This window comes from Sphingobium sp. TCM1, from assembly GCF_001650725.1.
Taxonomy (GTDB): Bacteria; Pseudomonadota; Alphaproteobacteria; order Sphingomonadales; family Sphingomonadaceae; genus Sphingobium.
Genome location: NZ_LXVX01000034.1, coordinates 375,428 through 389,384, shown reverse-complemented (window position 1 = coordinate 389,384; position 13,957 = coordinate 375,428). Strand labels below are relative to the sequence as shown.

Sequence of the window (13,957 nt, the reverse complement as noted above, 5' to 3'; positions counted from 1 at the left end):
GCTCAACATTCCACCACATTGACGGCGAGGCCGCCGAGCGAGGTTTCCTTGTAGCGGCTGGCCATGTCCTCGCCGGTCTGGCGCATGGTTTCGATCACCGCGTCGAGGCTGACGATATGGCGCCCGTCGCCCTGGAGCGCGAGATAGGCGGCGTTGATCGCCTTCACCGCGCCCATCGTGTTGCGTTCGATGCAGGGAATCTGCACGAGGCCGCCGATCGGGTCGCAGGTGAGGCCGAGATTATGCTCCATGCCGATTTCGGCGGCATTTTCGACCTGCCCGTTGGTGCCGCCCAGCACCGCCGCCAGTCCCGCCGCCGCCATCGAGCAGGCGACGCCGACTTCCCCCTGACACCCCATTTCGGCGGCGGAGATGGACGCGCGCTTCTTGTAGAGGAAGCCGATCGCCGCGGCGGTGAGCAGGAAGCGACGCTCCCCGTCGCGGTCTGCGCCGGGCACGAAGCGGCGATAATAATGGAGCACCGCCGGGATCACGCCCGCCGCGCCGTTGGTCGGCGCGGTGACGACCCGGCCGCCCGCCGCATTCTCCTCATTCACGGCCAGCGCGAACAGGCTGACCCATTCGAAAATCTGCGCCGGTCCCAACGCATCCTGTTGCAGCCGCAGCCGCTGGTGGATGGCGCGGGCGCGGCGACGGACCTTTAGGCCGCCGGGCAACAGCCCTTCCTGCGCCAGCCCCCGCTCGATCGAGGCGGACATGGCGTCGATCACGCTGTCGAGAAAGGCGTTGGTTTCCTCCTGCGCACGCCAGGCGCCCTCGTTGCGCAGCACCAGGGTGGCGATCGACAGGCCGCTCGCCTCCCCCTGCGCCAGCATCTCAGCACCGGAGGAGAAGGGAAAGGGCTGGACGACATTATGGCCGAGCGGCGTATCGTCGCTGACCGGCACGATGCCCGGCAGCACGGCGCCGCCGCCGATCGAATAATAATCGCGCACCAGCGGCTCGTCGCGCCCCGGCATCCACGCCGAAAAGCGCATCCCGTTGCTGTGCGCCTCCAGAAATTCGCCCATCCGGAAAAGGAGGTCGCGCGCCTCCTCGAACGGAACCCAGCGATCGACGGCGCTGCCCGCCTGGATACGGCCGTCGGTACGGATCGCGGCGAGAATGGCGGAGATCGCGTCGGGATCGATGCCCTCTGGTCGATGCCCCGACAGGCCGAGCAGGACCGCGATGTCGGTCGCATGCCCCTTGCCGGTCAGCGCGAGCGAGCCGAACAATTCGCACTGCACCCGCGCGGGGATAGCAGGCAGCGTGTCCATGAACATGAGGGCCGCGCGCATCGGGCCGACCGTGTGCGAGCTGGACGGGCCGATGCCGATGGTGAACAGGTCCATCACGCTGATGGCGGTGCCGGCGTCGATACGGCTCTTGGTCAAAGTCAATAATCCCTGGATATGCGGACGTTGGCGCTCTGGCGCCCCAGCGTGGAGATGGCGCCCAGCAGCGAGAGCCAGCGCGTGACCTGATATTCGATACGCGTCGCCGAATAGCCCTGCCCGTCGGTGATGAGTTCCACATAGGTCTTGCGGGTCAGATATTTGCCCGCCGCGATCGACGTGCCCTGCCCCTGGGTCGGATCGGCGGCGATGATGCGCAGCCGGTCGAGGCCCGCCGCCTTGCGCACCGCGTTGATCGGGTCCAGCCCGCTTCCCCCCTGGAGAGAGCCGACCGCCGAAGCGAGCTGGAGCGCTTCGGGCGCGGACAGGTTGGTGATCGACGTGCCGAACAGGATGCGCGAGAGCAGTTCGTCCTGCGGCAGGGCCGGCGTGCTGGTGAAGCTGATGTCGGGGCGCAGCCCGGTGCCGCCGACATGGATGGTGGCGGACAGGTCGCTGACATCGGCTTCGGCGCTGATGTCGAGCGTCGGGTTGACCGGGGTCCGGCCATCGAACTGGATATGGCCTTCGCGCAGTTCGAAGCGGCGCCCGGCAAATTCATAGCCGCCACGCACCAGTTCCGCCCGGCCCGCGATGGCCGGGCTGGTCACGGTTCCGCCGATCGTCAGGTCGGCCCGCCATTCGCTGTCGAGGCCAAGGCCCGTGACGGTCAGGCGATTGCGTGCACGCGCCTTCACCGCCAGCGCCCAGGGCACGGTGGCGCGCTGCTGTTCGATCTCCTCGCCGCGCCGGTTGATCTCGACCACGCGCAGTTCCGGAATCTGCGCCACGGCGGCGGCGCGCCCCATGGTGAAACGGCTGCGGTTGAGCGTCAGGTCGCCGCCGATCGTGCCGCCCACCCCGTCCGATCGCAGGGTGATCGGCCCGGTGACGGTCGCGGCGATATCGTCGCGCTCCAGCAGCGCGGCATTGTCGGCCTGGAGCGCCAGGTCCATGCCGACGCCCGCTATGCCGTTGAAGGTGAAGCGGCCCGTGCCGTTGACCGTGCCGCCATTCTGCGCCGTCGCGGCGAAGCTGGAAATGACGAGCTGGGCACCGGAGAAGCGGCCCCGCGCCCGGACATCGCGCAGCCGCATACCGGTGACGGGGCTGTTGATCGCGGCCTTGTCGGTCGCTAGCTGCCCGGTGATCAGCGGATCGCCCAGCGTGCCGCGCATGTCGGCCGTCACGCTGACCGGACCGCTGATGTCGACAATCTCGACGCCGGTGAGGCGCCAGAGCGTGTCGGCCGTGCCGCCAAAGCGCAGCTGCGCGAACAGCGGCGCGGCATTCAGCCGCTGCACCAGCCCGCCCTCGCGGCCAAGCGGCGTCAGCAGCGCCTGCCCCCGGCCGATCGTCTTGCCGTCGGCGACGAAGATCATCCGGGTCGCCAGCCGATCCGACGTCAGCGCGGCATTGACGCCGACATCGACCGGCCGTGAACTCAACGACAGGCCGGAGCGGGACAGGCCGCGAATGCGCAGCTCCGCCTTGCCGGTGGGAAGGCCGCCGCGCGGCTGGGCGTAGCTGAGCGATCCGGTCGCCATGCCGCCAAGGCCCAGATTGTCATAGGCGATGTCGAGCAGCGACAGCGGGAGCTTTTCCATGCGCGCTTCGATATGGGTCGATGCGCTGCCCAGTTCGCCAGCCAGTTGCAGCGATCCGCCGGCATAGCTGACCGTCGTCGGCGACAGGCGCCAGCCATCCTCGGTCCGGGTCAGCAGCGCCGCGCGATTGAGGCGGATGGGGCGCTTGTCGATCGTGCCGCCGGCCGACAGGCGGATGCGGTCGGGTTCGACCTGCGCCTCGCCCTGAAGCTCGAAGAGGCGGCCGCGCTGGCCCGACAGGCTGCCGCGTATCTGCCCCTTGCCATCGACCAGTTCGGCGTTTGCCGCGAAGCGGCCGAGCAGCGCGCCGCCCACGCGCAGCCCACGCGCCTGCGCCGTGGCCGTGACCGTCGTGCCGTCGGGATCGAGCAGGATAGTGCCGTCCAGCGTGCCGCGCCGCACCGCGATGATGGTCGGCCCCTCGAAACTGGCGTCATTGGCGGTGAGCTTGAGCTGCACCTGCTGCGCATCGTTCACCGGCCTGAAATTGATATAGCCGGTAACGGGGCCGAGCACGCCGAGCTGTCCGGCCAGTCCGCCCGCGACCGGGCGAATGTCGCCGCTGGCGGTGACACCGGAGACGGCAAGATTGGCGACCCGCACCACCGCCTGCCCGCCCGGGGGCAGCAGAATCACGCCACGCCCGGTGAACGGGCCGAGCGTCGATCCGCCATTGGCTGTGTAGCTGTAGCCGTTGGCGTCGGGGATCAGCTTCGCCCGCACGTCGCGCAGGCCCAGTGCGTCCATCGGCCGGGCCAGCAGCAGGTCGATGGTCGGGCGCTCGATCCGGCCGTCCAGCGTCAGGGTGACGGGGCCATAGCGGCCATGGCGCCCGCTGCCCTCCAGATGCAATGTCCCGTCGCGGTGGCGCAGACCCTGCCCCGCCAGCGTCAACAGCGGCGATTCGAGGCGCAGATTGCTGAGCGCCAATTGCCCGTCGGGCCGCAGTTCCAGTCCGCTGCGCGCGGTCGGCAGGCCGCCGCCCAGCGTGCGCAGGAAATCATTGTCGAGCCGCCGTACCCGCGCCAGCGCAGTGCCGCCAAGGCCGAAGCTGCCGTCGCGGCGCGGCACGGCCCGCAGCTTGGACGTCAGGTCGACAATGCCCAGCCCGCGAATGAACAGGTTGCTGATCTGCCCGTCCAGACCGAAATCATAACGGCCGGTCTTGAGGTCGGCGATCATCACCAGCTTGCCGCGCAGCTTGTCCGAACGGAACTGCATCGGATTGCTGACGATCTGCTGCCCCTTCAGTTGCAGCACGCCATCGAGCTGAAAATTGCGGACAATGCCCTCGACCAGTTCGCCTTGCCCATCCAGCCGGCGCGCGCGCAGCCGGAGCGGGACCATAACGGAGCCGTTGGCGGCCTGCCTGCCCTTACCTTCGGCCCGCACGTCGCGGATCACGGTCCTGTCGAAGGCCAGTTCGCGCGCCGTCAGCAGATATTCGTAGCCCGGCGTGCTGAACGGACCGTCGAGCCGGATCTTCGCGGCGATGTCACGGCCACGCATGGTCCGGAGCAACGCCTGCGGCCGCGACAGTTTCAGGTCGATCAACAGATTGTCGAGCGCATTGTTGCGCAGGTCGATCGCGCCGTCGGCATCCAGGTCGAAGGCGGCGGAGCGCAGAGCCATCCTACCGTCGATCACCCGGTCGACCATCGTGCCGCTGGCGCGTACCGACAGGCGCGGATCGGCCATGCGGCGGAACAGGCCATTGCCGGCGATAGCGGCCGTCTCGATCGTGCCGCGCGCCGAATAGGCCCCGCTGCGCGCCGCCAGAACGAAGTCGGCGGCCGCATCCCCATCGACCATGGCTGCCAGCCGCCCGTCCCAGCGGCTCCAGCTGCCCTTGCCGCCGATGCGCAGATTGGCGTCCTGCTTCAGGCCCGCCATCGCCGCCAGCACACCGCCTTTCGGCGCATTGACGGTAACGTCCAGCTTGAAACGGTCGTCGTCCGGCCGGCTGTCGAGCGCGATCGTGAGCGCATCGCTGCCGTCGAGCGTCCGCGCCGCCAGGTCGATGATCGCGCGGCCGCCGCGAATGTCGGCATCCCCCGTCATCGTCGCGGTCTGGATACGGCCGGTGACGGCAGGCGCGATCGTCAGCCGGCCAACCGAAAACTGCATCAGGCGAATGTCGAAGCCCGGCAGGATCGGGCCGCGCCGCTGGGTCGGATTAAGCCGGGGCAGCTTGTGCAGCGTCGCCTGCGGAATGGCGAGCCGGTCGATGTCCAGCCGGTTGGACAGCCAGGCGAAGGGCCACCAGTCCAGTTCGACGCGCGGCGCATCCAAGAAGCGCCCCTTGGGATCGGACAGGGTCAGGTTGCGCAGTACCGCCTTGCGATAGATGCTGCCCTCGATCGCGCCGACATGGATGCGCAGGCCCGATGCGGACTTGATCGTGGCGATGCGGCCGGCAAGGTAGCGATGGCCGCCCGACGTGTCGAGCCAGGCCAGCGCGCCGACGACGACCAGCAACGCCGCCGCCAGCAGCCCCGCCACCCAGCGCTGCCAGCGCCCATCCCAGGCACGCCGATGGGTCACCAAAGGCGGCGGCGTGACGGTGGCGGGCGAAGGCGCGTCGTCGGCCATCAGAAGGCCTGCCCCAGCGAGACATAGACGGCGACCTTCGGATCACCCGGCTGGGGGTTGAGCGGCGTGCCGACATCGACGCGGATCGGCCCGAAATTGCTGTAATAGCGCACGCCCATGCCCGCGCCGATGCGCAGGTCGCGGAAGCGCGGCAGGAAGCTGGTCGAGATATTGCCCGCATCGACAAAGGGCACCACGCCGAAATTGCCGAACCGGATGCGGCTTTCGAGCGAAAATTCGGCCAGGCTCTTGCCACCGACCGGATCATCATCCTCGCCATAACGCGGGCCGATCGCCTGATAGCCATAGCCGCGCACCGACGCGCCGCCACCGGCATAGAAGCGCCGCGACGGCGCGATCTGGTCGACGGTCGAGCCCAGGATGGTGCCGAAGCGCGCCCGCGCGGCGACGACCACCCGCTCGCCCACCGGCTGGTAGACGCTGCCATCCACCTGTACCTTGGCATAGCCGAAGGTCTTGTCCTGGAAAGACAGTTCCGGGCTGATCCGGCCGCCCAGTCGAAAACCCTTGCTGGGGTTCAGCAGGTCGTCGCTGCCGTCATAGGTCAGGCTGAGCGGCACCGCACCGATCAGGAAGGTCCGGCGCGCGCCCCCGGAAAAGGCGTCCGCTTCGTCCGAGGCGATCAGTTCCGCGCCGACGCGCCAGACCCAGTTCTTCTGGAACAGGATGTTGGTCTGCCGCTCCAGCCCGCCCGACAGGGTGATGGTGCGCGCATCATAGGCGTCGCGCTTGATGTTGCTGATCGACACCAGCCCGGTCAGCACATTGTCGCGGCGATGGAAATTGTTGCGGCGATAGGTGAAGGATGCGGTCTGCTCCTGCGTGCCGATCACCCCGCGCAGCGTCACCGCGCCTTCGGGCGGGAACAGGTTGCGATGCTGCCAGCTAACTTCCGCGCGATAGCCTTCGCCGGTGCCATAGCCCAGTTCGCCCGCGATCGTGCGCAGCGGCGCGGGGCGCATGTCGACCGCCAGATCGACATGCTCGCCATCGCCGGCATCCGTCGGCGTCAGCGTGACCGACGACACGAGGCCGGTGGCGACGATCGCGCGGCGCAGATCCTCGACGTCGGACGCCATATAGGTGTCGCCGGACTTGAAACGGGCGATTTCCTGCACATGATGCGCGCTGAACAGCGCGTCATCGTCCATGCGGATCGCCCCGAACCGGCGGAAGCCGCCCGGCGTGACGATGATGTCGAGGTCGCCCTTGCGCTCCTCATGGTCGATCCGCACGTCCGGCTCGTCTACCTTCGCGAAAGGAAAGCCGCTTTCGGACAGGACGGCGGCCAGATTGTCGCGCCCGGCCAGGATCGCATCGGCATCGACCGGATCGTCGACCTTGGGCGGGAAGGCGGCGCGGAGTTTCGGCTCCTGCTCGCCGGTTTCCGCAAGCCCCGGAAGATCGACCGACGACAGCAGATAGCGCGTGCCCGGATTGATGTCGAAGCTGACCGCCAGCCGGTCGCTGCCCGCCGCAGGAGGCGCCACGCTGCCGCGGATGCGCGCGGCATAATAGCCCTTGGCACGCAGCAGGCGATCAAGCAGATCCCGGTCTTCCTTTATGCGCCGGTTGATCTGGGCGAGGTTGGCGGGCTTGTCCTGCCCCAGGCGCAGGGCGGACAGCTCATCGAAACGCTGGGTGAACTGGGCGTCCGCGATCGCATCGACGCCGGCCAGGACGACCGTGTAACGGCGCTCCTCGCCAGCGTCAGCGAAGGTCGCCGCATCCTCCACCGGTTCGACGACGGTCGACGCCGCCTCCCCGGACGGGTCGGACGGCGCGGCGGCGTTCTGGTCCGCGGGGTCGGCGGGCAGCGGATCGATCCTGTCGGGCTGCCCCATGTCCGGCCAGTCCAGACCGATGTCCGGCATCGCGTCGAGCGGCGCGTTCACGTCAGGTGCGGCTTCGGGGGGTGTCACTTCGGACGCGGGCGCCTGCTGCGCCTGCGCCATGCAGGGGGCGAGCAGCACCAACGGCGCTAGACAGAGCCGGGTGGGATGCGGGCGGCGGCCGTTAGTGCGGCGTCGGGTCCGCAAACCATGGGTCATGGCGAACGGTCTAGACCAACTTCGACCGCCATGGCCAGTCCAGAAGCGCGATAATGCGCCGCGCAATCAGAAAGCGGTGCTCAGACGATCGAGCAGCGCCCGCGCCGGGCCAGGACCTGATGGGCCGGACAAGCCGTCGAGTCTTTCCTGAAGCCGCATGACCCGATCGTAGAGATCCTGGCTCCCCTCGATCAGCGCGCGCGCAGCGAAGGGGAAATCGGCAGCCAGCGCCGGATCGGTGAGCGTGGCCCGCCCGAGCCGATATTTCTCGTCGCTGAGGTCGGCGGCGCCGATCTCTCCGCGCTGCCAGGCGCGCTGGCTGAGCAGCCAGGCGATGACATGCATCAGCCGGGTCGTCACCTTGAGCGATTCGCAGGCGAAGGCGACGCGGCGCAGCGGATCCTGTATCTCCTGCTCGTCCGGCGTGCCGCGATCGAAATAGGCCCGCGCCTCATCCGCCATCACCATGGCTTCCAGATAGAGGCCGTCGACGAGGCGCCGATGGAGGCCAGGATCAAGAAAGGCTGCGTTCTTCATGGGCAATGACTGACATAATAGTGCAATTCTGTCAGGTCCGTTAATCGCGCCCTGTCCCATTCGGGGGCGACGGACGCGCCGCGGACGAAAATTCGGGCGGGCCGATCAGGCGATGATGTCCGGAACCAGCTGGTCCTCCAGCAATGCGATCTCGTCGCGCAGGCGCAGCTTGCGCTTCTTGAGACGCGCGATCTGCATCTGGTCGCCGCCGCCCGCATCCACCAACGCCATGATGGCGCCGTCGAGGTCGCGATGCTCGACTCGCAGCAGCTCCAGACGGCGCATGATATCTTCCCGGCTCACCGTCCTGCTCTGACCCCATTTGCACCGAACGGCCCCTGATAGCGCCGGAGCGACAGACGGGCTACCGCAAATTCGCGGGCAGCCCATCGCAAAGGATCAAAGAGGGCGAGACAAGCCCCATGATTGGTGATTTACTTCGTCGTCCATCACCCTCGTAAGGAGATTGTCATGGAAAATAGCCACGTTTCAGCTCTTTCAGCCAAGCATGCCGGCCTTGAGGCCCGAATCAAGGCGGAATCGAGTCGGCCGATGCCCGACGCGATCCTGGTGGCCTCGCTCAAGAAGCAGAAATTGCGGCTCAAGGAGGAAATGGCCGGGCAGCACTGAACAGGGCTGCCGCCCTTCCGGGAGGAGGTCAGGAACCGGCGGCGAAGACCGCCGGTCCGACCCCTCGACCAAAAGTATGAAAGAGCGGATCGACCGCACGAAAAGGCCCCGGAACCATCGGTTCGCGGGGTTTCTTATTGGCTGGCGCCGGATTTGCCGGCGACTGATATCAGCGCCGCATGCGAGGCGGCTGATGCGTGCGCAGATAATCCGGCATCTGCGGGGTCGCGCCGGACGTCACCGACCTGCGCGCGAGTTGCGGATCGATCGACGCATCGAACGCCACTCCGATCTTGTCCCCCCGCGACCAGGCCACGCTGCCGCAGACCCTGCCGACGCCGCGCAGATCCAGTTCGATGCGGGTTCCGGCCGCCACGGGACGCTCGCAATCCGCCATCAGTCCGGTCGCGGACAGGTTGCGGATTCGGGCCTTGCCCAGATCCTCCCCCTCAGACGAAATGAGGCTGGTCAAAAGGAACAGGCTGTCGCGCGGCGCGGATCGCGCCGGCCCCCGGTCGGAAATGCCCTGGTCGTCTTCCATGAAAAACCCGCGAATAGCTATCGTTCAGTCGCTGCCAAGCTATTCGCGGGAAATGGAAAAAAGGTTAATCGTCGCGAGAGACTTTTTCCTGCCGCTCGTGCCGCTCCTGCGCCTCGACGGTCATCGTCGCGATCGGTCGGGCTTCGAGCCGGCCCAGCGAAATGGGTTCGCCGGTCACTTCGCAATAGCCATATTCGCCATCGTCGATTCGGCGAAGCGCCGCGTCGATCTTCGAAATCAGCTTGCGCTGGCGATCACGGGTGCGCAGTTCGATCGACCAGTCCGTCTCGCTCGACGCCCGGTCGTTGAGGTCGGGTTCCCGCAGCGGTTCATTCTGCAGCACGGCCAGCGTGCCTTCCGCTTCGGCCAGGATCTGCTTCTTCCAGTCCCAGAGGCGCTGCCGGAAATATTCCAGCTGCAACGGATTCATGAACTCTTCGTCGGACGAAGGCCGATAGTCAGGGGGAAGCGTTACCGTCGATTTGGGCGGCTTACCGCCGTCTTTCTCGGAATTCAGGACCGATGCCATCTAGCTCTCCGACTCTTTGGCCCCGGCGCTAGAAGTTCCGGGGCGCCCATGACTTTTCATTGAGCGCGCCTCATAACCATGGGTGCGGGGCGACACAAGCGGACATTCAAGGACTTGTATGCCTTGCGGCACGATTCTGTCGCATCGGGACGGCGGACGGGCCGGAAGCCTCGACGGGCGACGCGCATGTTCATGGGCTGGCACGCGGGCGTTCCATAGTGGGACGTTAACCATATCCCTTGAGAAGACAGGCGGATTTCCCTCGACTAGCACCCCGGATTCAGGGTTAACGACATTGCAGTTAACCCTTTCTTTTGCGTTCATGCGCTTAGAGAGTTCCCGTTCGCTCACCGCCAATATCGGATTGGCCAGGGGGCGGGGGACAACAGGACAAGAGTGGACCCTATGTCGGTACGGATGGCATTGGCTAAATTATGCGCCTGCACCTGCGGCGGAGCGATCATCGGCGGCGGCGCCGTGCATGTCGCCGAAAGCGCGCGCCCGGCCGTGGTCCACAGCAGCAAGAGCATCAAGGCCGCGCCCAAAAAACGCTACGCCGTGCGGACCGTGCAGCGCAAGGTCGTCAAGACCGTGACCGCCTGCGCGCCGCAGACAGTGACCGTGACCAGCCAAGCCGCGCCGGTGCCCCTGCCCGCACCCGTCCCGATGGCGGAAATGCCGATGATGTCGGGCGGCGGCGGTGCCGTACCGGTCGTCATGGGCGGCGGTGGCGGCTTTGGCGGCGGCGGTTTCTTCGGCGGCTTCTTCGGTGGCGGCGGCAGCGGGGGCGGATCGGTGGTGATCTCCTCGACCAGCAGCTCGACCGGCGGCATCAGCAGCTCGACCAGTTCCACGACGGGTGGGGTATCGACCTCCACGGGCGGCGTTTCGACGTCGACCGGGGGCGTGTCCACGTCGTCGGGCAATGTCTCGACCTCGTCGGGCGTCAGCAGCAGTTCGTCATCGTCCAGCTCCAGCTCGTCCTCTTCCTCCTCGTCCAGTTCCTCGTCGAGCAGTTCGAGCGGCGGCAAGCCGGACAAGCCCGATCATCCCGGCTCGACCGGCGGCAGCAGCGGCTCTTCCAGCAGTTCATCCTCGTCCAGCGGATCGTCCTCATCGGGTGGATCGTCGAGCTTCGGCAGCACCGGCAGCTCTTCATCCTCGTCGAGCAGCAGTTCCTCGTCCAGCTCGTCATCGAGCAGTTCGAGCGGCGGGTCGAGCAGCACCGGCGGTACCGACGTTCCGGCTCCACCGATGGTGCTGCTCTTCGGCGCGGCCGCGGTGGCGCTGGTCGCGCGCCGCCGTTTCGCCGAACGCAAGGCGAAGGCGACGGCCTGAAACACGATACCGGTTCCCTCTTCGCGAGGGGTCAAGGAGGGCGGTTCCGGGGGGCCGCCCTTTCTTGCATCCGGCGACCGGTCAGCGGCGATCAGATGGCGGCGATCAGCTTCTCGATCTCCGGCACCGGATGCCCGGTCAGATCCTTGGCGATCTCGCCCACCAGCCGATCCTGCACCACCTTGTGCAGATGCTTGCGCATCTCGCCCAGCGCGGCCGGCGGCGCGACGATGATCAGCTTCTCATAATCGTTGGCGAAGGCGCGGCGTTTGAGCAGGTCGGCCGCCTCGGCCGCAAAGCGCTGCTCCTCCAGATCGTGAAAATTCACCCGCTCCATGGCGCTGCGGTGGTTGCCGACCGAATTGAAGGAGCGCCCCGGCGCGTCGGAAGCCTGGTCCCGGTCGGGCGGATTGTCCTGCACCCGCACTTCTTCCGCCTCCAGCTGGGGGAAGGCGCGGTCGCCCTTGTTGCGGAAGAAGAGCAGCTTGCGCCCGTCCGCCACCAGTACCATCGCGTCATGATCGATCAGCATCGCCTTCTCCTTCAGCTTTTCGGTGATGCCGTACCAACGGACGGTGGCGCGCAGGGTTGCGCGGCCCGTCGCACAGCGGCATAGGGCTGGCCCATGCACGACATCCGCTTCATCCGCGAAAACCCTGCCGCTTTCGACGCCGCCCTCGCCCGGCGCGGCCTGGCGCCGCTGTCCGCCGACATATTGGCGATCGACGAGAAGAGCCGCGCCATCAAGACCGAGTTGCAGCAGGGCCAGGCCCGCCGCAACGAGGCGAGCAAGCTGATCGGCCAGGCCATGGCGGCCAAGGATATGGAGAAAGCCGAAGCGCTGAAGGCCGAGGTCGCCGCGCTCAAGGACCGGATGCCCGCACTTGAAACGGACGATCGCGACACCGGTGAGGCGCTGACGGCCATGCTCGCCGCCATCCCCAACCTGCCTGCCGACGACGTGCCACAAGGCGCGGACGAAGCTGAAAACGTCGAACTGGCCCGCTGGGGAACGCCCCGCACTTTCGACTTCGCGCCGCAGGACCACGCCGATTTCGGTCCGGCGCTGGGTCTGGATTTTGAGGGCGGCGCACGCCTGTCCGGCGCGCGCTTCACCGCGCTGCGCGGCCAGATGGCGCGGCTGCACCGGGCGCTCGCGCAATATATGCTCGACACCCAGGCCGCGACCAACGGCTACGAGGAAACCGCCGTCCCGCTGCTGGTCCGCGACGAGGCGCTGTTCGGCACCGGGCAATTGCCCAAGTTCGCCGAGGATCTGTTCAAGACGACGGACGGCCGCTGGCTGATTCCTACCGCCGAAGTCTCGCTCACCAACCTGGTGGCCGATCAGATCGTGCCGGCCGACAGCCTGCCGCTGCGCCTGACCGCGCTGACGCCCTGCTTCCGCTCCGAGGCGGGGTCGGCCGGGCGCGACACGCGCGGCTTCATCCGCCAGCACCAGTTCGAGAAGGTCGAGCTGGTCGCCATCTGCGCGCCCGAGGACTCGGCGACCGAGCATGAGCGGATGGTCGCGGCGGCTGAGGGCATATTGCAGGCGCTGGGCCTGCCCTATCGCAAGATGCTGCTCTGCACCGGTGACATGGGCTTTGGCGCGCGCAAGACCTATGACCTCGAAGTCTGGCTGCCGAGCCAGAACACTTATCGCGAGATCAGCTCCGTCTCCAATTGCGGCGACTTTCAGGCGCGGCGCATGAATGCGCGCTTCAAGCCGGAAGGGGCGAAGCAGACCATGTTCCTGCATACGCTGAACGGATCGGGCCTTGCCGTGGGCCGCACGCTGGTGGCGGTGCTGGAAAATTACCAGCAGGCCGACGGCAGCGTCATCGTTCCGGACGTGCTGGCGCCCTATATGGGCGGCGTGACGAAGCTGGAAGCGAAGTAACAGATTTCCGTTCGCAACGAACGGATAAGGAGTGTCCGTTCATGCGTATCCTGCTCACCAATGACGACGGCGTTCACGCCCCCGGCCTCAAGGTGCTGGAGGAGATCGCGCGCCGCTTTTCCGACGATATCTGGATCGTCGCGCCCAGCGAGGAACAGTCGGGCGCCGGCCATAGCCTGACCCTCACCCGCCCGCTGCGCATCCGCCAGCATGGCGAGCGGCATTACAGCGTCACCGGCACCCCGACCGACGCCGTGATGATGGCGGTCGGCCATCTCATGAAGGATGCCCGGCCTGACCTGATCCTGTCGGGCGTCAACCGCGGCGCCAACCTGGCCGAAGACGTAACCTATTCGGGCACGGTCGCAGCGGCGATGGAGGGGGCGATCTCCGGCATCAAGTCGATCGCATTGAGCCAGGTCTATGCGCGCGAGGGCATGGGCGACGCCGTGCCCTTCGCCGCCGCGACGGCCTGGGGCGAACAGGTGCTCCGCCCGCTGATCGCCATGCCCGCCAGCCCGCGCCTGCTGTTCAACGTCAATTTCCCGGCGATCGATCCGGCAGCCGTGAAGGGCATCCGCGTCGTGCGGCAGGGTTTTCACGATGTCGACCGCACGCGCATCGTCGAAGGCACGGACCCGCGCGGCTATCGCTATTTCTGGTTCGGCCTGGGCACCAGCCAGTCGGTGCCGGAGGGGACCGATCTCGCCGCGATCGCGGAGGGTTATGTGACCGTGACGCCGCTGCACTATGACCTGACGCAGGACAGCGCGATGGCAGCGACGGCGGCACTGTTCGATTGACGGCCGCG

The 13,957-nt window shown here is 67.2% G+C and carries 13 protein-coding genes; 3 read left to right on the top strand and 10 right to left on the bottom strand.

Features of this window, described 5'->3' with window-relative positions:
• Positions 1 to 2: 2 nt before the first annotated feature.
• The 5 genes from A7Q26_RS18925 to A7Q26_RS18905 form a co-directional block, all read right to left on the bottom strand.
• Positions 3 to 1,397 (bottom strand): L-serine ammonia-lyase, encoded by a 1,395-nt coding sequence (locus A7Q26_RS18925; protein ID WP_066862756.1) that lies wholly within the window; start codon positions 1,395 to 1,397, stop codon positions 3 to 5.
• Between the two features lie 2 nt (positions 1,398 to 1,399).
• On the bottom strand, positions 1,400 to 5,596 hold the full coding sequence (locus A7Q26_RS18920; RefSeq protein WP_066862753.1) for a translocation/assembly module TamB domain-containing protein: 4,197 nt from the start codon (positions 5,594 to 5,596) through the stop codon (positions 1,400 to 1,402).
• The gene (locus tag A7Q26_RS18915; RefSeq protein ID WP_084439208.1) at positions 5,596 to 7,668 is read right to left on the bottom strand and encodes an autotransporter assembly complex protein TamA; all 2,073 of its coding nucleotides are present in this window, start codon (positions 7,666 to 7,668) and stop codon (positions 5,596 to 5,598) included. The genes A7Q26_RS18920 and A7Q26_RS18915 overlap by 1 nt, the downstream gene beginning before the upstream one ends.
• A 66-nt stretch (positions 7,669 to 7,734) precedes the next feature.
• Positions 7,735 to 8,205: a DUF1465 family protein gene (locus A7Q26_RS18910; RefSeq protein WP_066862750.1), complete on the bottom strand. Its 471-nt coding sequence runs from the start codon at positions 8,203 to 8,205 to the stop codon at positions 7,735 to 7,737.
• Positions 8,206 to 8,310: 105 nt separating this feature from the next.
• On the bottom strand, positions 8,311 to 8,490 hold the full coding sequence (locus A7Q26_RS18905) for a YdcH family protein (RefSeq protein ID WP_066862747.1): 180 nt from the start codon (positions 8,488 to 8,490) through the stop codon (positions 8,311 to 8,313).
• A 186-nt stretch (positions 8,491 to 8,676) separates the two neighbouring features.
• Between A7Q26_RS18905 and A7Q26_RS18900 the strand changes: the two genes are divergently transcribed.
• The gene (locus tag A7Q26_RS18900) at positions 8,677 to 8,835 is read left to right on the top strand and encodes a YdcH family protein (RefSeq protein ID WP_066862970.1); all 159 of its coding nucleotides are present in this window, start codon (positions 8,677 to 8,679) and stop codon (positions 8,833 to 8,835) included.
• A 169-nt stretch (positions 8,836 to 9,004) separates the two neighbouring features.
• Here A7Q26_RS18900 and A7Q26_RS18895 read toward each other — a convergent pair whose 3' ends face one another.
• The 5 genes from A7Q26_RS18895 to A7Q26_RS18875 form a co-directional block, all read right to left on the bottom strand.
• Positions 9,005 to 9,376 carry a PilZ domain-containing protein gene (locus tag A7Q26_RS18895; protein ID WP_066862744.1) on the bottom strand — a complete coding sequence of 124 codons (372 nt, stop codon included), beginning with the start codon at positions 9,374 to 9,376 and terminating at the stop codon, positions 9,005 to 9,007.
• Between the two features lie 64 nt (positions 9,377 to 9,440).
• On the bottom strand, positions 9,441 to 9,905 hold the full coding sequence (gene dksA, locus A7Q26_RS18890) for an RNA polymerase-binding protein DksA (protein ID WP_066862742.1): 465 nt from the start codon (positions 9,903 to 9,905) through the stop codon (positions 9,441 to 9,443).
• Between the two features lie 551 nt (positions 9,906 to 10,456).
• Positions 10,457 to 10,945 (bottom strand): hypothetical protein, encoded by a 489-nt coding sequence (locus tag A7Q26_RS18885; protein WP_066862740.1) that lies wholly within the window; start codon positions 10,943 to 10,945, stop codon positions 10,457 to 10,459.
• 6 nt (positions 10,946 to 10,951) lie between these two features.
• Complete coding sequence (locus tag A7Q26_RS24865) at positions 10,952 to 11,248, bottom strand: hypothetical protein (protein ID WP_157102617.1); 297 nt, start codon at positions 11,246 to 11,248, stop codon at positions 10,952 to 10,954.
• A gap of 86 nt (positions 11,249 to 11,334) precedes the next feature.
• Positions 11,335 to 11,775: a host attachment family protein gene (locus A7Q26_RS18875; RefSeq protein WP_066862967.1), complete on the bottom strand. Its 441-nt coding sequence runs from the start codon at positions 11,773 to 11,775 to the stop codon at positions 11,335 to 11,337.
• A gap of 93 nt (positions 11,776 to 11,868) precedes the next feature.
• Between A7Q26_RS18875 and serS the strand changes: the two genes are divergently transcribed.
• Positions 11,869 to 13,146, top strand: a complete 1,278-nt coding sequence (gene serS / locus A7Q26_RS18870; protein ID WP_066862734.1) for a serine--tRNA ligase — start codon at positions 11,869 to 11,871, stop codon at positions 13,144 to 13,146.
• A 41-nt stretch (positions 13,147 to 13,187) separates the two neighbouring features.
• Positions 13,188 to 13,949 (top strand): 5'/3'-nucleotidase SurE, encoded by a 762-nt coding sequence (gene surE, locus A7Q26_RS18865; RefSeq protein ID WP_066862731.1) that lies wholly within the window; start codon positions 13,188 to 13,190, stop codon positions 13,947 to 13,949.
• Positions 13,950 to 13,957: the final 8 nt, after the last annotated feature.

Bases quoted from the DNA above. Each gene is read 5' to 3' on its own strand.
- A7Q26_RS18920 (WP_066862753.1), bottom strand. From the start codon at position 5,596: ATGGCCGACGACGCGCCTTCGCCCGCCACCGTCACGCCGCCGCCTTTG.
- A7Q26_RS18915 (WP_084439208.1), bottom strand. From the start codon at position 7,668: ATGACCCATGGTTTGCGGACCCGACGCCGCACTAACGGCCGCCGCCCG.
- A7Q26_RS18910 (WP_066862750.1), bottom strand. From the start codon at position 8,205: ATGAAGAACGCAGCCTTTCTTGATCCTGGCCTCCATCGGCGCCTCGTC.
- A7Q26_RS18905 (WP_066862747.1), bottom strand. From the start codon at position 8,490: ATGCGCCGTCTGGAGCTGCTGCGAGTCGAGCATCGCGACCTCGACGGC.
- A7Q26_RS18900 (WP_066862970.1), top strand. From the start codon at position 8,677: ATGGAAAATAGCCACGTTTCAGCTCTTTCAGCCAAGCATGCCGGCCTT.
- A7Q26_RS18895 (WP_066862744.1), bottom strand. From the start codon at position 9,376: ATGGAAGACGACCAGGGCATTTCCGACCGGGGGCCGGCGCGATCCGCG.
- dksA (WP_066862742.1), bottom strand. From the start codon at position 9,905: ATGGCATCGGTCCTGAATTCCGAGAAAGACGGCGGTAAGCCGCCCAAA.
- A7Q26_RS18875 (WP_066862967.1), bottom strand. From the start codon at position 11,775: ATGCTGATCGATCATGACGCGATGGTACTGGTGGCGGACGGGCGCAAG.
- serS (WP_066862734.1), top strand. From the start codon at position 11,869: ATGCACGACATCCGCTTCATCCGCGAAAACCCTGCCGCTTTCGACGCC.
- surE (WP_066862731.1), top strand. From the start codon at position 13,188: ATGCGTATCCTGCTCACCAATGACGACGGCGTTCACGCCCCCGGCCTC.